The following is a 22,496-nucleotide window of genomic DNA, read 5'->3' as shown; positions in this document are numbered from 1 at the left end:
AGGACCAAGATGACCGATAAGGCTCAGGGAACGATCACGCTTCCTAACCCGAATACCACCGACGGCGACACACGACAGCTTGGCGTCGAGATCGAATTCGGCGGTTTGAAGGAAGAGGCGGTGGCAGATATTGTCGTCGACTGCTTTGGCGGTCAGATCGTCCCGCGTGATGACAAGGGCCTAATCATCGAAGACACCGAGATCGGCGATATCGAGGTCTATCTGGACAGCCAGTATTTGCATCAAGCCGAAAGCAGCTTTGATAAGAAGCTACTTGATATCGCAAGGAAATTTGTGCCGCTTGAGCTGGTGACATCGCCGTTCCCACATACAGCCTTGGATAAGTTGGACGTCATCGTCGATCGGCTGAAACAGGCTGGCGCCGTGGGTACAGATGGCGGTTTGCTGCTTGGGTATGGTGTGCACTTCAACCCTGAAGTCGAAGCACTGACATTGGAAAAAATTCTGCCGGTTCTGACGGCATATGCCCTTTGTGAAGACGCGTTGCGGGAAGCGGCAAACATCGATCTGTCGCGCCGCGCGCTTCCCTTTGTTGATCCGTATCCGCGTGCTTTGGTCGATGCTTTGGCCGAACGCGATTTTGGTTCGATGGCAGAGCTGATCGACTGTTATCTGGAACTGGCACCCTCGCGAAACTACGGGCTGGATATGATGTGCATCTTTGCGATGATCGATAAGGACCGCGTCGCGGCCGAGATGGATATGGCCACGATTTCGGCGCGGCCCACTTATCATTTCCGCTTGCCGGATTGTCGGATCGATCAGGATGACTGGTCGCTGGAACTAGAGTGGCAGCGATGGATCAAGATCGAAAAAATCGCCCGCGATGCTGATCTTTTGGAGGACTTGAAGGAAGCGTGGAAGGAACACCGCGCGTCCCTGACATCAATCCGGAGCGACTGGCGCAAAGAGTCATCCAAACTGACGGGGGACTTCTGATGCCACGACCCAGGATTGGCGTCACGGTATCAAAACGGTCGGGCTGGCGCATATTCCCGCTGATCTGGTTCAATGTTCGCCTTGCTGGCGGCACTGCTGTGCGTTGGCAGGCTGGTCGCGACATTGATGTTGCTTCCGTGGATGGCGTTATCATTGGCGGTGGCGACGACATTGCCCCCACGCTTTATGGCGGCGAGGTCAAAATCGGCGTGCGGCTTGATCCGGATCGGGACGCGCTTGAAGCGGATGTCATTCGGCAGGCTTTTAAACGCGACCTTCCCATTCTTGGCATTTGCCGAGGATCCCAGATGATCAACGTGGTGTCCGGTGGAACGCTTCATCAGGATGCATATGGCGTTTACACCTCCAAGAAATACCGCACGATCCTGCCACGCAAACGCGTCACGTTGGAAAAAGGCAGTTTGATCGAAGAGACAACTCAGGTTGCATGCGTCGACGTGAACGCACTTCACACACAAGCGGTGGATAAGCTGGGTGATTGCCTGAAGGTGGTCGGACGTGACGAAGGCGGTATGGTGCAGGCGATCGAACGCGATCGTGATCCTTTTGCCCTAGGCGTTCAATGGCACCCTGAACATCTGTTCTATCGAAAAGCCCAGCGTCGGATTTTCGGCGCGCTTGTGGCTGCAGCACGCGCGCGCCAACAGGAACGGAACCAAATTTCTTATACGCACGGTCAAGCCATTAGCGACAGTTTGTAGCAATCTTTCCGAGTTCCCAAGAAAACGTCCTATTCTGATGGATAGGTTTTGAAAAAATCCGGAACCGATGGGTTTTCCGGCCGTTTTCTTTATGAACAACCGAAAGGAAGCAACATGGCGACGGATGTTTTCGTAATCGGCCTCGTTGCGCTGATATTGATTGCCGGTTTGATACTGGCGCTTACGAGCAATTCGCGCGACGACGCGGGTGAGGGCAAAAGCAGCCGCAATGAGCGGTCTTGATAGGTAAATCGTCAAGAGTGGAAAAGAGCGGCCTTCGGGTCGCTCTTTTCGTTTGTGCCGGCGCGTTGCCACTGGACGCCGCCGTGGAAACAGGGTGTGCTTAAGGAAATACGGAAATAGGGGCGCTCAATGGCTGATTTGGAAAAACGCATTTCTCAGGGTCGCGGGGACGAACCTGCGGATATCGTTTTACGGGGTGGTCGTGTCTTTGATCTGGTGACCGGGTTATTCATTGATGGCGATGTCGCGATTTGTGGCGATACGATTGTCGGGATCGGTGCAGAATATGAGGGCGCGCAGGTCGTTGATGTGTCTGGCCTGACCTTGGTGCCCGGATTCATCGACACACATCTCCATATCGAAAGCTCGTTGGTCACGCCCTTTGAATTCGACCGTTGCGTCGGACCGCGCGGCGTGACGACAGCCATTTGTGATCCCCATGAAATTTCGAACGTCATCGGCTTGGATGGCATCCGCTACTTCCAGAAGGCCAGCGAAAGCTGTCTGATGGATATCCGCGTGCAATTGTCGTCATGTGTTCCGTCGACCCATATGGAAACCGCCGGTGCCGAGTTGCTGGCCGATGATATAGCTGAGGTGATGAACCACCAGTCGGGCATTGGGTTGGCCGAGGTCATGAATTATCCCGGTGTGATCCATCGCGATCCCCAGATGATGGACAAGCTGCGCCTGTTTGAGGGTGGCCACAAAGACGGACATTGCCCGCTGCTGTCCGGCAAAGACCTGAACGCCTACGTTTCCGCAGGAATTTTTACCGAACACGAGGCCACATCCCCCGATGAAGCCCGTGAAAAATTGCAAAAGGGCATGCGAGTACTGATCAGGGAAGGCTCTGTTTCCAAGGATCTGGATGCCCTTCAGCCGCTGCTGACGGACATCACCGCGCCTTACATGTGCCTTTGCACCGATGACCGGAACCCGCTTGATATCGCCGAACAGGGTCATTTGGACTTTATGATCCGGCGTTTGATTGGCTTGGGGTCGCCGGTATTGGCAACCTATCGCGCCGCATCGCTGTCTGCCGCCGAAGCGTTCGGTTTGAAAGATCGCGGGCACATTGCACCGGGCAAACGCGCCGACATTGTTGCGGTCAAAAGTCTCGAAGATTGCGACGTTCAGATGGTTTTTGCCGCCGGTCAGCTTTTGACAGACGATGCATTTGCCAACCGGCAAATCATTGATCCGGTCGGGCTGAAATCGGTCAAAGCACCGCAAGTGGCTGCTTCGGATTTTCGCCGTGTCACCAATCGTGAAACGGTGGATGTCATCGGCATTCGGGAAGGCCAGATTTTGACGGATCACCTTTCAGAAGACGTCGCGATCGTCGATGGTGATCAAAAGCCCGACATTGACCGCGACCTGATCCGCATCGCTGTGGTTGAACGGCACGGTAAAAACGGAAACATCGCCACAGGCTTTGTCAGAGGTTTCGGAATGCAGGCGGGGGCCATTGCCTCAACCGTCTGTCACGACCACCACAACATTGCCTGTGTCGGTGCGAACTACGAAGACATGGCCGTTGCCTCGAACCGGCTGAGCGAGATTGATGGCGGGTTTGTTGTCGTGCGTGATGGTCAGGTTCTGGCGGAACTTCCATTGCCGGTGGCCGGCCTTATGAGCCTTGATCCCTTTGAAAAGGTACACGACCAGCTGGTTGACCTGCGGGCGGCTGCAAAATCGCTTGGTGTGACACTGGATGAGCCGTTTCTGCAGCTTGCCTTCTTGGCGTTGCCGGTTATCCCTGCGTTGAAAATTACAGATCGTGGCATGGTCGATGTACATAAGTTTGAAATTATTGGCTGATTGTCATCGCGCTGTCATCATCGACCGGTAATCGCGCATGCGACGTTAAATGGAGAGACTATCGTGACGACCTACGCACTGAACGGCCTTGGCCGGATCGGAAAACTTGTACTGAAGCCTTTGTTGGAAAAGGGGTGCAAGATCGCGTGGCTGAATGATGCGGTGGGCGATGCGGCCATGCATGCGCACCTGCTTGAGTTCGACACGGTTCACGGCCGCTGGGACGCCGAGTTTTCTAGCAATACGAAGGGTCTGTCGGTAGATGGCACCTTTATGCCCGTCTATAACGAACGCGACCTGACCAAGCTTCCGCTTGAGGGTGTCGATGTGGTGATCGATTGTACGGGGGCGTTCAAAACCACCGAAAAATTGCAGCCCTATTTTGATGCAGGCGTGAAGAAGGTGGTGGTCTCGGCCCCTGTAAAAGAAGACGAGGCCGTCAATCTGGTCTACGGGGTCAACCATGACAACTACGATGCGGCGCAGCACCGGATTGTGACCGCAGCCAGTTGCACGACAAACTGCCTCGCTCCGGTGGTGAAGGTTGTGCATGAAAAAATCGGCATCAAGCACGGGTCAATCACAACAATCCATGATGTGACGAACACGCAAACAATCGTTGATCGCCCCGCAAAAGATCTGCGCCGCGCGCGGTCCGCGTTGAATTCTCTGATCCCGACAACAACGGGCAGCGCCACGGCGATCACCATGATCTATCCGGAACTGAAAGGCCGCTTGAATGGCCACGCGGTGCGCGTGCCTTTGCTGAACGCGTCGCTGACGGATTGTGTGTTCGAACTGGAGCGCCCGACCACGGTGGAAGAGGTCAACGGCTTCTTCAAAGACGCCGCTGAGGGCGAACTTAAGGGCATTCTCGGATATGAAGAACGCCCGTTGGTGTCGACCGACTACGTCAACGATGCCCGCAGTTCGATTATCGACGCTCCGTCGACCATGGTGGTGAACGGCACCCAGCTTAAGGTCTACGCGTGGTATGACAACGAATGGGGGTATGCGCACCGTTTGGCCGATGTCAGCCTGATGGTAGGCAACAGCCTATGACCGGACGGACAGAGGGCCTGACTGCCTATATCGCTGTCACCGCAGCCTATTGGGCGTTTATGCTGACCGACGGCGCGTTGCGCATGTTGGTGCTACTGCATTTCCACACGCTTGGTTTCTCGCCGGTCCAGTTGGCCTATCTGTTTGTTCTGTATGAAATCGCGGGCGTTGTGACCAACCTTTGCGCAGGGTGGATCGCCGCGCGATTTGGCCTGACTTCAACGCTCTATGCCGGGCTGTCACTTCAGGTTGTGGCCTTGTTGGCCCTGTCGCAGCTTGATCCGAATTGGGGGATTGGCCTGTCCGTGGCCTTTGTCATGGCCGTTCAAGGCGCATCTGGCGTAGCCAAGGATTTGTCCAAAATGTCTGCCAAAAGCGCAGTGAAGGTGTTGGCACCCAGCGGGCAGGGTGGTTTGTTCCGGTGGGTTGCAGTTCTGACAGGTTCCAAAAACGCGGTTAAGGGATTTGGCTTTCTCTTAGGCGCCGTTCTTTTGGCGATCTGGGGCTTTGTGCCGTCGGTTCTTGGTATGGCCGCAATTCTGTTTTTCATCCTGTGTGCGGTGATCTGGAAAATGCCGTCGGGCCTGCCAAAGGGGAAGAAAGGCACAAAGTTCGGCGATGTCTTTGCCACAACGTCGAATGTGAACTGGTTAAGCGCCGCGCGTGTCTTTCTGTTCGGTGCGCGGGATGTGTGGTTCGTTGTCGGCATCCCGATCTACTTTTACGCGGTGCTGTCGGACGGGTCCGAGGCTGGTAACCGGCAGGCCTTTTTCATGATCGGGTCTTTCATGGCCGTTTGGACAATCCTGTACGGCTTTGTTCAGGCCAACGCGCCCAAACTCCTGCGTGCGACCACCCGATCCGAGGCTGAATTGATCGCAGCCGCGCGAACCTGGGTGATTGCTCTGACGATTATTCCCGCCGTTCTGGCCGTCGTACTTTGGAGCGCCGGGGCGAGTACCGGCACCACTATCGCGCTGGTTTTGGGATTGCTGGTGTTCGGAGCGATTTTTGCTGTGAACTCATCTTTGCATTCCTACCTGATCCTTGCGTTTACCAGCGGGGAGCGTGTGACAATGGACGTCGGGTTTTACTATATGGCCAACGCCGGTGGGCGGTTGTTGGGCACGGTTCTGTCCGGTCTCAGCTATCAGATCGGTGGCGTTTCTGCCTGCCTTGCGACGGCTTCGATCATGCTTGCGCTTAGCGCTTTTGCGGCAGGTCGCCTGCAAAGTTGATTTTCCAAGATATGCTTGACCTGCCTACGGCTAGGTGAAATTTTCAGGCCATGCGAATGATTGGGCTGGCCTTGCGAAAACAATTTTATATCAACGCGGTTTGCGTCTTGTCAGTTATTCCGGTGCGCTGATTGTGATCCGCTTTCTGCACAGTTCAGACCTGCATTTGGGCAAGCCATTCGGCCGTTTTGATGAAGACGTTCGCGCGGCCTTGAAAGTGACCCGTCAATCCATCGTGTCCCGACTAGGGTCTTTGGCGCAGGAACGACAAGCGTCGCATGTCTTGCTGGCCGGTGACACCTTTGACGCGGAAACACCGCCGCCTCGTGTGATCCGGCAAATGTTGAACGATGTGTCCAAGTATCCTGATGTGACGTGGGTCATTCTGCCGGGGAACCACGATTCACTGGCCGCGACCGAACTTTGGCGGGTGTTGTGGCGGGATGCCCCCAAAAATTTGCTTCTGGCGACCGAGGCCGAGGCGATCACCTTGAATGCGCAAACGGTCCTTCTTCCGGCGCCTTGCACAGCGCGCGATCCAGGCCGTGATCTGACCGCGTGGATGGAAAACCATGATACGGGGGACATGATCCGTATCGGGCTTGCACATGGCAGTATCCGCGATTTCCGCAGTTCCGACGACATAGGCGACACCAACGGCGGGGTGATCCCGCCGGATCGAAGCACATCTGCCAAGCTGGATTACCTTGCCATCGGCGACTGGCATGGCCGGATCGAAGTATCGCCAAACACATGGTATTCAGGCACGCCCGAGCCGGACAGTTTCAAAGAACATCGAACGGACGGATGCAATCTGGTGGAAATTTCCGCCCATGGTCAGCCGGCTAAAGTTGAAGAAGTGCCCTTGGGCCAACTTGTTTGGCGTCACCTTGATATTGATCTGACCGAAACCGACGATTTTTCGTCGATCTTCCATGATCAAATCCCGGACGTGCATCAACGCCAACACTATCTTTTCGAGGTTGTGATGAACGGACGGCAATCGCTCGGGCATCGGCAGGACGCCATCGATCTATTTAAAAAAGTCGCTCCTGATTTTCTTCATTTTGAAGTGGACATGTCGGGTCTGTCCATTCTTCCGGACACGACCGATCTGGATAAGATCGACACAACCGGCGCGCTGCGGCATGCTGCCGATGTGCTGGCCCAAGAGGCCGAGGGCGGAGATAAAATTGCAGCCTCGGCCTTGGCCCGCTTGTTTTCCTATGCCGAGGGCGAGGCATGAAACTGCGGAGCCTGACACTTGAAAACATTCGCCGTTTTGCCGGAAAGACCGCCCGTCTGGACGGTATCGGGGACGGGATCACCGTTGTGTCGGAAGCGAACGAGTTTGGGAAGACCACGTTCTTCGATGCGCTGCATGCGTTGTTTTTTGAGAAATATTCATCGTCGGGCAAAACCATCAAATCGATGCAGCCGCCGTCGGGCGGTGGCCTTCGGATAGCCGCCGAGTTTGAACATGATGGCGCGCTGTATCGTCTTGAAAAGCGGTTTCTTAGCAAAAAGGGCGCGGCGCTGTTTAATGGCGCGACCAATCGGTTGATCGCGCAGGACGGGGAAGCCGAGGCTTGGGTCACACGGCTTTTGGGCGAAGGCGATGGCGGGCCCGCGGGCTTGCTTTGGGTCAGGCAGGGTGTTCTTGGGCTTGAGGCCGAAAATGCCAGTCAGGGCGAGAAAAAGAAGCTGGCCGATGCGCGCCGCGATCTGATGTCGTCGGTGATGGGGGAAATCGATGCGGTCACAGGCGGGCGTCGTATGGACCGTATCCGCAAAGACTGTGAAACGGATCTGCGCGCGATCGCCACGCCCACGGGGCGGCCCACTGGCGGATGGAAACAGGCACTGGATGAACAGGCCGCACTGCAGGGCGAGCTGGAAACCCTGACCGGGCAATGCAGTGTGTTGCAGTCAACTCTACGCGAACGGGCGCAGGTCGAAGCCGAGCTTTTCAGGTTGAACGATCCGGACGCACGCAAACGTTTGGCAGATGATCTGGATGCCGCGCAGCAGGAGTTCGGGAAAGCCCAAGCGCAAGAAGGCAGGATCGCTGAGGCGCAGCAAAGAGTAGTAATCTGCCAAATGGAGCAAGACCGGATCACACGCGAATTGTCAGGTTTCGATGACAAGACGCGGCAGTTTGATTTGGCGGTCAGCCAGTTGGCATCACTCAATGCTCAAATCGCAGAGGCGTCCGAGCAAGAGAGCGCATCAAAGGCCCGATTGGTCGAAGCGCGTCAGGCTTTGGATGCAGGACAGGCCGATATCCAGAAACGTCGCGAGGCGATGGATCAGGCTTTGAAACGTGAAAAGCGGAAATCAGCCGAACAAGAGCTTGTGCGTTTGAACAGTGTTCTGAAGCAAGCCAAGGAACACGTGGACGCGATAAGTCAGGCCGAGTCAGTTTTGAAGTCCACCAAGGCGACAAAAGCCGATCTTACCCGCGCCGAAGGCTTGGCGCGCGATATCCTACACGCTGAAACTGTGATCGCGGCAACGGCCCCAAGTTTGAAACTGAGATATTTATCTGATCAACGGGCGATGCATGATGGAAAATCCGTGGATCAGGACGGGTTGATCGCGTTGCACGACGGATCGGAAATAGAGTTTCCGGGCGTGGCAAAGCTGGTCTTCTCGTCAGGCAAGGACGGGTCCGAACAGCTTCGGACGGCGTTAGAACGCAATCGCGCAGAGTTGCAGGCCATCTTGGACAACTGCGCGCTGTCGTCAGTGGATGAGCTAATAAATGCATTACGGGACGCATCAGAAGCCGAGGCGCGAAAAGTAACTGCAAAACAGGTTCTTAACGCCCTTGCTCCGGACGGGATCGACGCCATTCATGCGCGTGTGAAAGAGCTTGCTGCGCTTGGGCAGGAATTGGACGCTGACGACGGTGAAGGCGTCACTGTTGATGAGGCGCGTCATGCTCTCAGGTCATCCGAAGACGCTTTGAATACCTTGCAGGTTGCCAGTTCAGCCGCACAAACGTCTTACGATCAACATCGTGAAACGGTCATCCGATTGGGGGCAGAGCGCAATGTTTGCCAGCAAAACATTGATCGCTTCAATCATGACCTGGGCGATGAAGCCGCGCGCAGTGAACTTAAATCCAAGATGCTATCGGACTTGGCCACGGCCAGCCAAAAGACCAATGAGGCCACGCAGATGCTTGAAGATTTGCGGAAACAATCCGCAGATATCCTGACCGTGCGCGCAAATCTGCAAAGGTCTGAGGCGGCGATGAAAGCTGCGAACGACCGGCGTGCCGCGCTTGGATTGCGTCAGACTGATCTTAACGCGCGGATTGAGGCGCAGGCTGGTCAAGGGATCGAAGAAAAGCGCGATGAAACAGCCGAGCGATTGGAGCGTGTCAGCCAGCGGGTCCAGCGTTTCGAAGACGAAGCAGCGGCATTGACCAAACTTTTGACCGTGTTGGATGCCATGCGGGAACAAGCGCGTGAGACCTATTTCGGGCCGGTTCAGGCAGAACTCGAACCGCTGCTGAAAATCCTTCACGGCGAAGCGGCGCTTCAGTTCGACAGTGATACCGTGATGCCAGAGGTACTGACGCGCAATGGTGATGAGGAGAGGCTGGATAGCCTGTCTGGTGGTACGCAAGAACAGATCGCCATTCTGACACGGCTGGCCTTTGCGCGTTTGTTTGCGCGGCAGGGGCGTCATGTTCCGGTGGTTCTGGATGATGCGCTGGTGTTCTCTGATGATGACCGCATTATCAGAATGTTCACTGCCCTGAACCGAGTGGCGTTGGATCAGCAGATACTGGTCTTTACTTGCCGTCAGATGGCCTTTGCACAGTTGGGGGGGCACCAGCCCGTCATTCAGATCGAAGATCTTCACTGACGGGCTGATACATTTTCAGATCAGTCGTAGACGATGTTTGGTAGCCAAGTGATGACCTCGGGCACCAACATACAAATCACCAAGCCCACCAACTGAAGCGCTAGGAATGGAAGGGCGGATTTGAAGATGTCGCTCATCGGGATTTCCGCCGGTGCGACCCCGCGGAGATAGAACAGCGCGTATCCGAACGGTGGAGACAAGAAGCTCATCTGCATGTTCACCAGATAGAGCACACCGAACCACAGAACGAGGTCATCGGCACTTTCCAGACCGAAGGCCTGCGCGCCCAGCGCCTTGATGATCGGCACAAAGATCGGAACGCAGAGCAGCAGAATGCCAACCCAGTCAAGGAACATACCAAGGATCACCAGCAGAACCTGCATCAGGATCAGGATACCCCACGGGCCAAGACCTGTAGCTGCAAGGCTGTCTTGTACGAACTGCTGCCCACCTTCGAGGACGTAAAGACCCACAAAGATCGTCGCGCCGAACATGATCCAGATCACCATGGCCGATGCCTTGAGCGTGGTCAGGCTTGCCTCCCGTACCGTCTGCCAATCCAGCTTGCGGTGAATGGCTGCCACGATGAACGCACCGAAGGTACCGATACCGGCGGCCTCAACAGGTGTCGCAACACCCGAGAAGATGACACCAAGAACGACAACGATCAGCGCGATCGGGGCGGACATGCGTCCGATCAGGCGGACCTTTTCGATATTGGACACGCGTTCCGATACAGGGATCGCAGGCCCAAGGTCCGGATTGATCGTACAGCGGATGACCGCATACAGGATGTAGAAGCCGGACAACATCAGACCGGGAATAACCGCTCCGATGAACAGCTCACCAACCGACTGTTCCGCAACCACCGCGTAGATGATCGCAAGAATGGACGGCGGGATCAGGATGCCCAGTGTACCACCGGCCATGATCGATCCCATGGCGATCTTCGGATCGTATCCACGGTTCAACATGGCGGGCAGGGCGATAATCCCCATGGTCACAACCGCAGCCCCGATCACACCCACCATCGCCGCAAGAACGGTCGAGGCAAGAACAGTCGCCGCAGCAAGGCCACCACGAACACCGCCCAGAACCTTGTAGATCACGTCGAACATTTCGTTGATCAATCCCGCCCTTTCCAACATGGCGGCCATGAATATGAACAACGGAATGGCGGATAGCTGATAGTTGGTCATCAGCGGGAAGATGCGGCTTGGCACAATGTTCAGGGCGCGTTCATCCCCGAGGACAAACAAGAACACACAGGCTAGGCCACCGGTCACAAAAGCCAGCGGCAAGCCGGCCATCAGAAGCGCCAGAAGGCTTCCGAACATAATGAGCGTCAAAAGCTCAATGCTAATATCAAGTCCCATAAGTTCAGTTTCCTCGCGCCAATGTGCGGATGTCCTTGCCCAGTTTCGAGACCCCCTGAAGGACCAAGAGCAAGCCACCAATCACCATGACCCACTTCATGGGCCACAACGGCACTTCCCATTCGTTAAAGCTGATTTCACCCCAGCGGATGTTCGGATCGGTCCACTGTGTCAGTGACCAATTCGCCAGCATCTCGGACGTCGGGATTTCCCCGCGTGCCCATTGCGACAACAGGCCATTGCCAGACGGAACCGAGATTGCGTCCATCGCAAAGATCCAGCTTGTGACCAGTAGTGTTCCTGCAAAGATGAAGAAGAACACGGATGTCACCAGATCGGTCCACGCTTTTTTCTTCTGTGACAACGGGGCATAGAAGATGTCGACGCGCACATGGCTTTCTGTCAGCATCGCGTAGGATCCGGCGATCAGGTACTGCATGCCGAACATCAGATACATCGCTTCGTGCGCCCAGTTTGTCGGGCTGTTAAACACGTAGCGGGAGATGACTTCAAAGTAGTAGACGAAGACCGCGATCACCGCCCAATAGGCGGTGAATTCACCCGCATAGAGACACAGACGGTCTATCCAGTTATCAGCGAACCGGCTGTCTTCCTCCATCGTGCCGATGCCCGCTTCGCGCAGCTTACGATCATTTTCGCTTTCTTTCTCGAAGCTGAGTTTTGAATTGGCCTTGGCAATCAGACCCGGCAAAAGCAATGCGTCGATGGCCATAGCGGCCAGAAGCAGATAGAACGCGTACTTGGATGCGTTACGCCAGAACGTCAGATTAGATTGCGCGTCGCCCAAAGAGTCCCCGATCTCGGCAATCGACGCCTCGGCTTCGACAATGCGTTCTTGTCCTTTGGCGATCGTATCCTCGGCGCGGGCAACGCGGCGATCAGCGATCTTACGGGCGGTCGAGCCTTCTTCTTTTTCTGCTGCCGCCGCTTTTAAGGCATCCAGTTCTGCGATGGCCTCATCCACGCGGGGCTTTTCGCGATCCAGAACCCGCTCCGCGATCCGCACCTCGTTCGAGACGTCCGATACGACGCTACGGGCTTTCTGGCCTTCCGCGTTGGAAAAGAGGATCATCAAAAAGACCGGTATAAACGCCAGCCCCAGAAGGCTTTTGACGTAGAACCGGTGCAGCCCGATCATCCCGCCAGTCACAAGGATCATATATCCAAGCGGCAGCGAATACTTCTTGTTGGTGACTTTCGGCCTTTTGGCCAGTGCCATGGCGATCAGGGGAAAGACGATCAGCCCCACCCAATACAGCCAATGCGGCAGAGAAAAACTCAGACCTTGCATGTGTGCATGTCCCTTGTCCCGTAGGGGAGTGTTGGTGTCGCAAAACCGCCCGACACTGGGTCGGACGGTTTCGTCGAGGTATGGATAAGCCTTAGAGCTTCAGTTCCAGGCCGTTGGTCATGGCCGGATCAACGTAGCCAAGCGAACCGGACTGCATGTAATCAAGGATGATTTTGAAAACACGCGCCGCCTGCGGGTCGCGATTGGCGTAATCGAACCAGATCGGAACGGCGACTTCGGTCATGATTTCGACGTCGTCCTGGCTGAGGCGGGTGACCTCGGTGCCGTCTGCTTCGAACTTGGCCCATGCTTCCTGGTCGGCTTTCTGGATCGCGGCGTGGTGCATGTCGGAATAAACGTGCGTTTCCATTTCGACGAACTGCTGCATCTCGGGCGACAGCGCATCCCAGGATGCTTTGCCCACGGTGATGTCCATGATGTCGACCGGCTGGTAGACCGACATAAAGCCCGGAGGGCCCATCACGATGTAGTCGGTCACCTGGCTGAAGCCGAGAGCATAGTTCACCGCCGGACCAACATAGTCAGCCACGTCGATGGTGCCTTTTTCCAGAGCCGGGAAGATTTCCGAACCCGGAAGAACCGTTGTTTCCGCGCCAAGCTGGGTAAAGATTTCCGCAACCATACCACCGGGAAGGCGCATCTTGCGGCCCGCAAAGTCATCGACCGAGCGGATCGGAACCTTGGAGTGGATGATGTTCGGGCCGTGGTGTACCGGACCGACAAAGTGCATGCCCTGAGCAGCATAGAGTTCGCGCGCAATGTCCAGACCGCCAAGGCCGTAGTAGAACACGTCGTATTCATGCGGGTTCCGCAGACCCAGCGGGAACGACGACAGGAACACCGCCGCGGGGATGATGCCCTGAGCGTAGATTGTGAACGGGTTCACAGCATCCAGAACGCCGTTTTTCACCGCGTCGTACAGTTGGAAATCGCCCACAACGTCGTTTGCGCCGAACGGTGTAAAGCTAAGCTCACCACCGGTTTTTTCCTGAATGGTCGCACACCAGTCCTTGAAAATCTGCAGACCTGCGCCGCCGGGCCAGCTTGTCTGGATTTTCCAGTTGGTGCCGTGCGCCGCAGCGGTGGCGATATGTGGTGCGGCCAAACCAGCAGCACCCACACCTGCCAGCGTGCGAAGCGCCATGCGTCTGTTGGTAAGTTTTGTCATTATGTCTCCTCCCTGACTTCGGAAGGAACCTGCGATATCCGCAAGTCTGAACCGGCCACACCAAAGGGACGCGTGCCCAATGCAGCGTGTGTTGAACGGTCTCCTCCCTGATGCAAAGCGTAGAACCGTCGCTGCGGTTTGCAATACTATATTGCACACAAAACGCTAATCGGAATAAAAATTGTATACATGATAATGAAAACACTGGATAAAAATCCACAATCGGCATGGTTTGAAATCAGATTGAACTTGAGGCGTGGCTATGATCTTCAATCGATAAAGGTGTTATCAAACACCATAATGTTCTGACCAAGTGGCTGGATACACACTGTAAAAGGGGCCGACGTGACAACGATTCTACCGCGCAAAGATTTGTTCGTTTTGCCCGAAGACATCATCTATCTGGACGGCAATTCCCTTGGTGTTCTGCCAAAAGCGGCCAGTGATCGGGCTTTGCAAACGATCAATCAGGAATGGGGCCAACACCTGATCCGTGCGTGGAACAGTGCAGGGTGGATGGATTTGCCGCGTGTGGTCGGAAACCGGATCGCCCGATTGATAGGCGCACCAGAAGGCAGCGTTGCGACGGGCGATACTTTGTCGATCAAGGTCTATCAGGCGTTGGCAGCCGCGTTGAAAATGCGCCCTGACCGGAAAACCATTCTGTCTGACAGTGGTAACTTTCCGTCGGATTTGTACATGGCGCAGGGTTTGATCGACACGATCGGGCAGGGTTACCGGCTTAAAACGGTGACACATTCGGAAATGCTTGATGCGATTGACGATGACACTGCCGTCGTCATGCTGACCCATGTCGATTACCGTAGCGGCCAGATGTACGACATGAAGGCCGTGACCGAAGCTGTGCAAAGCGCGGGGGCTGTGATGTTGTGGGATCTTGCCCACAGCGCGGGCGCAGTGCCCGTGGATTTGGCCGCCAGCCAAGCGGAGTTCGCCGTCGGGTGCAGCTATAAATATTTGAACGGCGGGCCGGGCGCGCCTGCTTTTATCTATGTGCGGCCTGATATCGTAGCAGACATCCAACCCGCTTTGTCCGGATGGTTGGGCCATGCCGCGCCTTTCGCGATGGAGCATGACTATCGCCCGGCTTTCGGGACCGAGCGTATGAGGGTGGGCACACCGCCGATTGTCCAGCTGGCCATTCTGGATGCGGCTTTGGATGTTTGGGACGAGGTGGATATGGCTGACCTTCGAAAGGCATCGGTCGCTTTGTCCGAGTGCTTTATCGAAGAGGTTGAAAAACGCTGTCCTGATCTTGAGCTTGCCTCTCCGCGTGACCCTGCACTTCGCGGGTCGCAAGTTTCTTTCAAGTTTGAAAACGGCTATGCCGCTATTCAAGCGCTGATTGCCCGAGGTGTGATCGGGGATTTCCGCGAACCAAACATCATGCGCTTCGGGTTCACGCCCCTTTATCTGGATTTGGATGATGTGCGGAAAGCAGCACAAATCCTGGGCGAAATCATGGACACGGATGCCTGGAATGATCCCAAGTTTATGACACGGGCCAAAGTGACCTGAACTCAGGCAACTGCGGCTGCACGTTTCACAACGTCTGCGATCTGTTCCATCTGTTTGGCCAAGGGACTGGATTTACGCCAGACCATGCCAATGGTCCGCTTTGGAACTGGATCGGCAAAGTGTTGAACCGTGACCGGTGCCGATCTTGTTTCAATCGGGACTGCCATTTCCGGGATCAAGGTGACGCCCATACCCGCGCCGACCATCTGTACCAAGGTGGTCAGGGAACTGCCGTCCAGTAGTTCACGGGGTAGGGTAGATTGTAGTTTGCAGAACGACAGCGCCTGATCGCGGAAGCAGTGGCCTTCCTCCAAAAGCAAAAGCCGCATCTTGTTCAGGTTCTCGGCACTGGGCACAGGTTTGTCAGCATCGCTGTTGTGGCGGACAAGCACAAAATCCTCTTCGAACAACGGCAATTCATTCAGCGACGGTTCCGACACTGGCAGGGCCACAATCGCCATGTCCAGCTTGCCTTGTGTCAGCTCCTGAACCAGCTTTTGGGTTTGGGTTTCCCGAATGCGAACATCCAGATTTTCGTGTTCAAATGTCAGCCTGCCGATAATCTTTGGAATAAGGTAGGGCGCAATGGTCGGGATCACGCCGATCCGCATCCTACCGGACAAATCCGACGAGGCGGAAACCCGCGCAAGATCCTGAAGCTCTTCTACAGACCTGAGAACGGCGCGTGCGCGTTCCGCCACAGCTGCACCGAAGTGGGTCAAACGCACCTGGCGGGCAGATCGTTCGAACAGCGGCGCGCCCAGTGTTTCCTCTAATTCCTTGATCTGCATGGAAAGCGCAGGCTGCGAGATCGCGCAGACATCTGCGGCACGACCAAAGTGACCGTGTTCGATCAAAGCCTCGAAGTATCTAAGCTGTTTAACGGTCACATCTTTCATCAGGCAAACTTATCGCGTCAATCAGAAAATACAACTTTTGTTAATTGGAGCGCTTTGATACGTAACTGTCACTTCGACAGGGCATGCTCGGTGTCCTACGATACGCGGTGGCTTATCCCATCGTTTTTAGAAATTCGCTTTATAGCTATCCGGAGGTCATCATGGACGGAAATGATATCCCCAGCGGCGGCAAATGCCCCGTCATGCACGGCTCGACAGCCAGCAACACAACTTTCAGCGTGCGTTCCAACCGCGACTGGTGGCCGAACCAGCTGAACCTGAAAATCCTTCACCAGAACTCTGACCTGTCGAATCCGATGGCGAAGGATTTCGATTACAAAAAAGAATTCGAAGCGCTGGATTACGATGCCCTGAAGCAGGACATCTACGCGCTGATGACAGACAGCCAGGAATGGTGGCCGGCTGACTATGGCCACTATGGCCCGTTCTTCATCCGTATGGCGTGGCACTCGGCCGGTACATACCGGACGGCTGATGGCCGCGGCGGTTCCCGTTCCGGCACCCAGCGTTTTGCGCCGCTGAACAGCTGGCCGGACAACGGCAACCTTGATAAAGCGCGTCGTCTGCTGTGGCCGATCAAACAGAAGTACGGCAACCAGATCAGCTGGGCAGACCTGATGATCCTTGCAGGTAACTGCGCGCTGGAAAGCATGGGCTTCAAGACATTCGGTTTTGCCGGTGGTCGTGAAGACATCTGGGAACCCGAAGAAGACATCTATTGGGGCGCAGAAGCCGAATGGCTGGCAACGTCTGACAAAGAAGGCAGCCGCTATTCCGGTGAACGTGATCTGGAAAACCCGCTGGCTGCTGTTCAGATGGGTCTGATCTATGTGAACCCCGAAGGTCCGGACGGTAACCCCGATCCGCAGGCCGCAGCCTACGACATCCGTGACACGTTCGGCCGTATGGCGATGAATGACGAAGAAACCGTTGCGCTGATCGCAGGCGGCCACACATTCGGTAAGTGCCACGGTGCGGGCGATGCCGCGCTGGTCGGCCCCGAGCCGGAAGCCGCAGGCATCACCGAGCAGGGTCTGGGTTGGATGAGCTCGTTCGAGTCCGGCAAAGGCGACCACGCAATTACATCCGGTCTGGAAGGTGCATGGACGCCGAACCCGACCGTCTGGGACAACGGCTATTTCGACATGCTGTTCGGCTATGAGTGGGAACTGACAAAGTCCCCCGCAGGCGCACACCAGTGGAAAGCTGTCGACGTCAAGGACGAAGACCTTGCACCGGCGGCACACACCGAAGGCAAGCGTGTTCCGACAATGATGGCGACCACCGACATCGCGCTGCGCACAGACCCTGCGTATCTGGAAATCTCCAAGCGGTTCCACAAGAACCCTGAAGAGTTTGCAGATGCCTTTGCTCGCGCTTGGTTCAAGCTGACGCACCGCGACATGGGTCCGAAGTCCACGTATCTGGGCAAAGAAGCACCGGCAGAAGACCTGCTGTGGCAGGATCCGCTTCCGGAAGCAGACTATGCGCAGATCGACGACAAAGACGTTGCTGACCTGAAAGCAAAGCTGCTGGATTCCGGTCTGAGCGCAGAAGAACTGATCTTCACCGCATGGGCGTCTGCTTCGACGTTCCGTGGTTCGGACAACCGTGGTGGTGCAAACGGTGCACGCATCCGTCTGGCACCTGCGAAAGACTGGGAAGCCAATAACCCTGCGCAAACCGCAAAGGTTTTGAAGGTTCTGGAAGGCATCCAGTCCGACTTCAACGCCTCTGCTGGTGACAAGCAGGTCTCGATCGCTGATCTGATCGTCCTTGGCGGTAGTGCTGCGATTGAGGCTGCGGCTGCGAAAGCGGGTCACAACATCACTGTTCCGTTCACAGCGGGCCGTGTTGATGCGACGCAAGAGATGACAGACGTTGAATCCTACGGCGTTCTTGAGCCCGTCGCAGATGGTTTCCGTAATTACCAGCAAAAGGAATTCACCGTTCCTGCTGAAAAGCTGCTGGTGGACCGTGCTCAGCTTCTGACGCTGACGGCGCCTGAAATGACTGTTCTTCTGGGCGGCCTGCGTTCGCTCGGTATCACTCAGGACGGCACCAAGCACGGTGTTCTGACAAACCGTCCGGGCACGTTGTCGACAGACTTCTTCGTTAATCTGCTGGACATGGGCGTGAAGTGGGAAGCCACCAACCCCGAAGAAACAGAGTTCGTGGCCAAGGACCGCGCAACCGGAGAAGAAAAATGGACCGGCACACGTGTCGATCTGGTCTTCGGTTCGAATTCCCAGTTGCGTGCTCTGGCAGAAGTTTACGCATGTGACAAAGCGCAAGATGCGTTCGTCGCTGACTTTGTTGCCGCATGGACCAAAGTCATGAACGCGGACCGTTTCGATCTGGCGTAAATCCCGAATAAGTCCCCGGTTATAACGCGTCCCTTCGGGGGCGCGTTTTTTGTTTTTCGTCAGAATTAAGAAAAATTTTGCACCTGCAGAAGCGGAACTGCCGCTCATAAACTGACGTATTTATAGGCACCTGCGAGGATATGTGTCGCATTTCTGGAAATATTCAGTGCAGGTGCAGCATTAATTTTGACATCAAAACGGATCCCGTACTTCCATGATCGTGCGGGCAACGGTGTCTGCATCCGGCGTTCATGACAGCGCCAAGTACATCAGAGCAAAGACGCTCCTTTCTTATGGCTTCTGCCATGGGGATTTTTTGCTTTGAGTATGAGATATGCAGGCAGCTGAGAACCACGCAACCTACATCGAACCGGACACCGGCAAGGAACGCATCATTGTCGTCGGCGGTGGGCCCGTTGGTGTAAGAACCGGACAATTGCTAGCGAAGTCAGGGCATTCCGTAACTTTGCTTAGCGATGAAGCGCACAAACCTTATAACCGTGTCCGTTTGACGCCCTTATTGGGCGGGGATGTCCAGTTCGGCGAAATTGAGCTGGACGACATTTCGGATGTGGACGGCTCATTGGCGGTGTTGACCGGCATGCGCGTGATGCGGATTGATCGCGACAAGAAAGAGGTCGTGACAGGGGATGGATCAAGCTGGCCCTATGACAAGCTTGTTCTGGCGACCGGTTCTTCGGCCTTTGTTCCGGGCATTCAGGGCAAGGATTTGCCAGGCGTTTTCACCTTTAGAACCGCCGACGATGCCTCTGCGCTTTTGGCGCGGTCATTTTCTGCGCGGAATGTCGTGATTATCGGCGGTGGCCTGTTGGGGCTAGAGGCCGCGCGTGGATTGCAAAAACGCCAGTGCAATGTGACGGTCATCGAACACGAAGGCCGCCTGATGCCCCGTCAGTTGGATGTCGAGGCAGGCGAGCTTCTGAAAAAACGCATTCAGAAAATCGGCGTCGCGGTGAAAACCGGTGTGCCTGTGTCCGAGATCGAAGGCGAAACCCGTGTTTCCGCCGTCAGTCTTGGGGATGGAACGCGGATCGAATGCGATACAGTCGTGATCTGCACTGGTGTCCGCGCAAACGTGGGCCTGGCGCAAAATTCCGGTCTGGCCTTTAACCGTGGCATTCGCGTCAACGATCAGATGCAAACCTCGGACGAGGATATCTATGCCGTCGGTGAATGCGCGCAACATGATGGCCGGATGTACGGCCTTGTCGGGCCGGGGTATGCGCAGGCCGAAGTTGCCGCGAAAACGATTGATGGCGAGGCCGCAGAATTCCATGGGCACATCGGGGCGACAAAGCTGAAAGTCATCGGCGCGGATGTGTTTTCTGCGGGCGATGTGGAACAGCTTGAAACCCGTCCGAACGTGAAAAGCCATGTCTGGCGGGATGGCGACAGCTATCGCCGGATTTTCATCGAACGCGGTAAACTGGTCGGTGCCATTGCCATTGGCGCTTGGGATCAGGTCAGCCGTGTTCAGGATGCTGTTCAAAGCGGCGCGGTTGTTTATCCGTGGATGAACTTCCGGTTTTATAAAGAAGGTTCGTTCTGGTCAGCGCTCGAGCCCGAGGCATCTGATCTGCCGGATAGTGCTACGATTTGTAACTGCACAGGGGTGAGCTGCGGGCAAATCCGAGCGGCGATTTCAAATGGCGCAGGCAGCGAGGACGAGATTGGCGTGCAAACAGGGGCAGGGACCGTGTGCGGCACCTGTCGGCCTGTTCTGGCCGAGTTGATCGATGCCGGTGCGCCACCCAAACCGGTCAGCTTTTCCAAACCGTTGATTGCGATTTCCGCTGTGGCCGTTCTGATGGCTTTGATCCCGATCCTGATCGGCGCCGTGCCGTTGCCTGCCAGCTATGATGCAGACAGCCTGCGCACATGGCTTTGGCGGGACAACATCGTCAAACAATGGAGCGGGTTCATCCTTCTTGGTGTGATGCTGGCCGCGATGCTGATCGGGTTGCGGAAACGTATCCGGTTTTTCGACCGTTTCGGTGGGTACGACGGCTGGCGGTTGGTGCATCTGGGAATTGGCCTTTTGGCGGTCGCCGGCTTCTTTGCGCATACCGGTTTCCGGCTTGGGTCCAACCTGAACTTCTTGTTGGGGATCACCTTTATCCTGACGCTGATACTGGGGGCGGCCGCAGGGCTCGCGACCGGTGGCGATCATGCGCTGCGCGCCAAGCGTATCGGCACGGCGCGCAAACCTGTACGGCGTCTACCGACTTGGGGTCATATCCTTGCGATCTGGCCGTTGCCCGTCCTGATCCTTCTGCATGTCCTTGTGATCTACGCGTACTGATTTATGAAACTGAACCGCACATATCTTTTCTGGGCCTTGTGGGCATTCCTGACGTTGTTCGTGGCCGCGATTGGCGCGCGGGCGCTTTATGTTTCCGGGGATCGGACGGCGTTTCTTCCGGGGGAAACGACAGGTGTTCACCATCAGTTCGAAGTGGCCTGTGAAACTTGCCACACATCGCCTGATTTCTCAGATGTTTCGAAGATTACCAAGGATCTGAACAAGACCTGCGTCACCTGCCATAAGGACGAGTTGAAGGACGCCAACGACAGTCATCCGATTAAGAAGTTCAAAAATCCGCGGATGGCGGCGTATTGGGAAAAGATCGATGCGCGGTTCTGTACCTCCTGCCACCTTGAGCACCAACCCGAAGACACCTTGCCGGGCATGGTCACGTTGGCTGGTGATTTCTGTGTGGCCTGCCATTCCGAAGGCGAACAAGATGTGCGCAAGAACCGCGAAAGCCATGCGGATCTAGGGTATGAGACTTGCGCATCTGCGGGCTGCCATAATTTCCACGACAATCGTGCGCTTTATGAAGATTTCCTCGTGAAGCACGGCAATGAAGACTGGCTTCATCCTGAACCCAAGGTCGCAGCAGCCGCGTTGGCACGAGACCGTCCGCGCAGTGGCGAGGATGAGATTTCGATGTACCTTGCCTCGCTTGACGCGATCGAAAGCGCACGGGATGCGGATATTGAACACGATTGGGCCGCAACGGTGCACGCTGCAAACGAAGTCGGCTGTGCAAGTTGCCATGCCGCCGAGGCCGAGACGGCCGAGCAAATCGACGAACAGTGGATCGCCGCACCAACAGAAGCCGTCTGCATAGATTGCCATCGCGCCGCGTCGCAGACCTTTGCGCTCGGTCGTCACGGGATGCGCCGCCACCCCGAGATCGCAAAACCGCGCAAGGCCAAATCTGCCCTGAAAGCCATCGGGATCAAGAACCCGCCAGAAACGCTGGTCTCGGCCATCGAAACCTATCTGGACGATCCTGCGCCACCCGCGATGATGTCGACGTCCGAGGCGCGTGTTTCCCTTCATCCGGAGGCGATGGGACAAGATGTGACATGTACCAGCTGCCACAACCCGCACTCTGAGAACGTGAACTTCACCGCCGTCGAAGCCTGCCTGACGTGCCACAACGACGATCATAGCCTGTCTTACAAAAGCAGTCCGCATTTCGCGCTGTGGTCTGCTGAGCTGGCTGGCGATGGTCCGGCTGGTTCAGGTGTGACATGCGCGACCTGCCACATGCCGCAGACGGAAAAAGGCGGCAAGGTTCTGACGAACCACAATCAGAACGACACCCTACGCCCGAACGAGAAAATGATCCGCGCGACTTGCATGTCCTGCCATGGCCTGGGCTTTGCGATCGACGCTTTGGCCGATCCTGCACTGATTGCCAACAATTTCTCGGGTCAACCCATGCGCCACATCGAAAGCATCGATTGGGCGTTGAAACGTGTGGAACAGCCGGCGACCGACGCCAATCAATGACCGGCTGTCCACATCACTGCAACCAACAGGTCACAGGAGA

Annotated in this window: 16 protein-coding genes; 12 read left to right on the top strand and 4 right to left on the bottom strand. The window is 55.9% G+C overall.

Annotated features, from left to right (window positions below; translation table 11 throughout):
* The first annotated feature begins 9 nt into the window (after positions 1–9).
* The 8 genes from C4S59_RS07700 (at position 10) to C4S59_RS07665 (ending at position 9,928) form a co-directional block, all read left to right on the top strand.
* A complete protein-coding gene (locus C4S59_RS07700) occupies positions 10–960 on the top strand; it encodes an amidoligase family protein (protein WP_103909883.1) in 951 nt (316 codons plus the stop codon).
* Positions 960–1,682: a gamma-glutamyl-gamma-aminobutyrate hydrolase family protein gene (locus C4S59_RS07695; RefSeq protein ID WP_103909882.1), complete on the top strand. Its 723-nt coding sequence runs from the start codon at positions 960–962 to the stop codon at positions 1,680–1,682. Before C4S59_RS07700 ends, C4S59_RS07695 begins: the two co-directional genes overlap by 1 nt.
* 48 nt (positions 1,683–1,730) lie before the next feature.
* Complete coding sequence (locus tag C4S59_RS07690; protein WP_103909881.1) at positions 1,731–1,925, top strand: hypothetical protein; 195 nt, start codon at positions 1,731–1,733, stop codon at positions 1,923–1,925.
* Positions 1,926–2,054: 129 nt separating this feature from the next.
* The gene (gene ade, locus C4S59_RS07685; protein WP_103909880.1) at positions 2,055–3,749 is read left to right on the top strand and encodes an adenine deaminase; all 1,695 of its coding nucleotides are present in this window, start codon (positions 2,055–2,057) and stop codon (positions 3,747–3,749) included.
* A gap of 63 nt (positions 3,750–3,812) precedes the next feature.
* On the top strand, positions 3,813–4,811 hold the full coding sequence (locus C4S59_RS07680; protein WP_103909879.1) for an ArsJ-associated glyceraldehyde-3-phosphate dehydrogenase: 999 nt from the start codon (positions 3,813–3,815) through the stop codon (positions 4,809–4,811).
* A complete protein-coding gene (gene arsJ / locus C4S59_RS07675) occupies positions 4,808–6,049 on the top strand; it encodes an organoarsenical effux MFS transporter ArsJ (RefSeq protein WP_103909878.1) in 1,242 nt (413 codons plus the stop codon). The genes C4S59_RS07680 and arsJ overlap by 4 nt, the downstream gene beginning before the upstream one ends.
* Before the next feature lie 100 nt (positions 6,050–6,149).
* The gene (locus C4S59_RS07670; protein ID WP_160006795.1) at positions 6,150–7,295 is read left to right on the top strand and encodes a metallophosphoesterase family protein; all 1,146 of its coding nucleotides are present in this window, start codon (positions 6,150–6,152) and stop codon (positions 7,293–7,295) included.
* A complete protein-coding gene (locus C4S59_RS07665; protein ID WP_103909876.1) occupies positions 7,292–9,928 on the top strand; it encodes an AAA family ATPase in 2,637 nt (878 codons plus the stop codon). Before C4S59_RS07670 ends, C4S59_RS07665 begins: the two co-directional genes overlap by 4 nt.
* 20 nt (positions 9,929–9,948) lie before the next feature.
* Here the strand turns inward: C4S59_RS07665 and C4S59_RS07660 are convergent, their stop codons facing one another.
* The 3 genes from C4S59_RS07660 to dctP form a co-directional block, all read right to left on the bottom strand.
* Positions 9,949–11,304 (bottom strand): TRAP transporter large permease, encoded by a 1,356-nt coding sequence (locus C4S59_RS07660; RefSeq protein ID WP_103909875.1) that lies wholly within the window; start codon positions 11,302–11,304, stop codon positions 9,949–9,951.
* A 4-nt stretch (positions 11,305–11,308) separates the two neighbouring features.
* Complete coding sequence (locus C4S59_RS07655; RefSeq protein WP_103909874.1) at positions 11,309–12,616, bottom strand: TRAP transporter small permease subunit; 1,308 nt, start codon at positions 12,614–12,616, stop codon at positions 11,309–11,311.
* Between the two features lie 91 nt (positions 12,617–12,707).
* Complete coding sequence (gene dctP / locus C4S59_RS07650; RefSeq protein ID WP_234994708.1) at positions 12,708–13,805, bottom strand: TRAP transporter substrate-binding protein DctP; 1,098 nt, start codon at positions 13,803–13,805, stop codon at positions 12,708–12,710.
* 345 nt (positions 13,806–14,150) lie between these two features.
* Between dctP and kynU the strand changes: the two genes are divergently transcribed.
* On the top strand, positions 14,151–15,344 hold the full coding sequence (gene kynU, locus C4S59_RS07645; protein WP_103909873.1) for a kynureninase: 1,194 nt from the start codon (positions 14,151–14,153) through the stop codon (positions 15,342–15,344).
* A 2-nt stretch (positions 15,345–15,346) separates the two neighbouring features.
* On the opposite strand, the gene C4S59_RS07640 is transcribed toward kynU, so the two are convergent.
* Positions 15,347–16,243, bottom strand: coding sequence for a hydrogen peroxide-inducible genes activator (locus C4S59_RS07640; protein ID WP_103909872.1), 897 nt, complete (start codon positions 16,241–16,243; stop codon positions 15,347–15,349).
* 161 nt (positions 16,244–16,404) lie between these two features.
* Here C4S59_RS07640 and katG point away from each other — a divergent pair, with 161 nt between their 5' ends.
* The 3 genes from katG (at position 16,405) to C4S59_RS07625 (ending at position 22,456) form a co-directional block, all read left to right on the top strand.
* Complete coding sequence (gene katG / locus C4S59_RS07635) at positions 16,405–18,630, top strand: catalase/peroxidase HPI (protein WP_103909871.1); 2,226 nt, start codon at positions 16,405–16,407, stop codon at positions 18,628–18,630.
* A 334-nt stretch (positions 18,631–18,964) separates the two neighbouring features.
* Positions 18,965–20,953, top strand: a complete 1,989-nt coding sequence (locus C4S59_RS07630; RefSeq protein WP_103909870.1) for an FAD-dependent oxidoreductase — start codon at positions 18,965–18,967, stop codon at positions 20,951–20,953.
* Positions 20,954–20,956: 3 nt separating this feature from the next.
* Positions 20,957–22,456: an ammonia-forming cytochrome c nitrite reductase subunit c552 gene (locus tag C4S59_RS07625; RefSeq protein WP_200813181.1), complete on the top strand. Its 1,500-nt coding sequence runs from the start codon at positions 20,957–20,959 to the stop codon at positions 22,454–22,456.
* The last annotated feature ends 40 nt before the right edge of the window (positions 22,457–22,496 follow it).

The organism is Thalassococcus halodurans, from assembly GCF_900108225.1.
Classification (GTDB): domain Bacteria; phylum Pseudomonadota; class Alphaproteobacteria; order Rhodobacterales; family Rhodobacteraceae; genus Thalassococcus; species Thalassococcus halodurans.
Note: the sequence above shows the minus strand (reverse complement) of the source record. Positions and strands in the feature narration are given on the sequence as shown.

Excerpts from the sequence above, each read along its gene's own strand:
- C4S59_RS07700 (WP_103909883.1), top strand. The coding sequence starts at position 10 with ATGACCGATAAGGCTCAGGGAACGATCACGCTTCCTAACCCGAATACC.
- C4S59_RS07695 (WP_103909882.1), top strand. The coding sequence starts at position 960 with ATGCCACGACCCAGGATTGGCGTCACGGTATCAAAACGGTCGGGCTGG.
- ade (WP_103909880.1), top strand. The coding sequence starts at position 2,055 with ATGGCTGATTTGGAAAAACGCATTTCTCAGGGTCGCGGGGACGAACCT.
- arsJ (WP_103909878.1), top strand. The coding sequence starts at position 4,808 with ATGACCGGACGGACAGAGGGCCTGACTGCCTATATCGCTGTCACCGCA.
- C4S59_RS07665 (WP_103909876.1), top strand. The coding sequence starts at position 7,292 with ATGAAACTGCGGAGCCTGACACTTGAAAACATTCGCCGTTTTGCCGGA.
- C4S59_RS07660 (WP_103909875.1), bottom strand. The coding sequence starts at position 11,304 with ATGGGACTTGATATTAGCATTGAGCTTTTGACGCTCATTATGTTCGGA.
- C4S59_RS07655 (WP_103909874.1), bottom strand. The coding sequence starts at position 12,616 with ATGCAAGGTCTGAGTTTTTCTCTGCCGCATTGGCTGTATTGGGTGGGG.
- dctP (WP_234994708.1), bottom strand. The coding sequence starts at position 13,805 with ATGACAAAACTTACCAACAGACGCATGGCGCTTCGCACGCTGGCAGGT.
- C4S59_RS07640 (WP_103909872.1), bottom strand. The coding sequence starts at position 16,243 with ATGAAAGATGTGACCGTTAAACAGCTTAGATACTTCGAGGCTTTGATC.
- katG (WP_103909871.1), top strand. The coding sequence starts at position 16,405 with ATGGACGGAAATGATATCCCCAGCGGCGGCAAATGCCCCGTCATGCAC.
- C4S59_RS07630 (WP_103909870.1), top strand. The coding sequence starts at position 18,965 with ATGCAGGCAGCTGAGAACCACGCAACCTACATCGAACCGGACACCGGC.
- C4S59_RS07625 (WP_200813181.1), top strand. The coding sequence starts at position 20,957 with ATGAAACTGAACCGCACATATCTTTTCTGGGCCTTGTGGGCATTCCTG.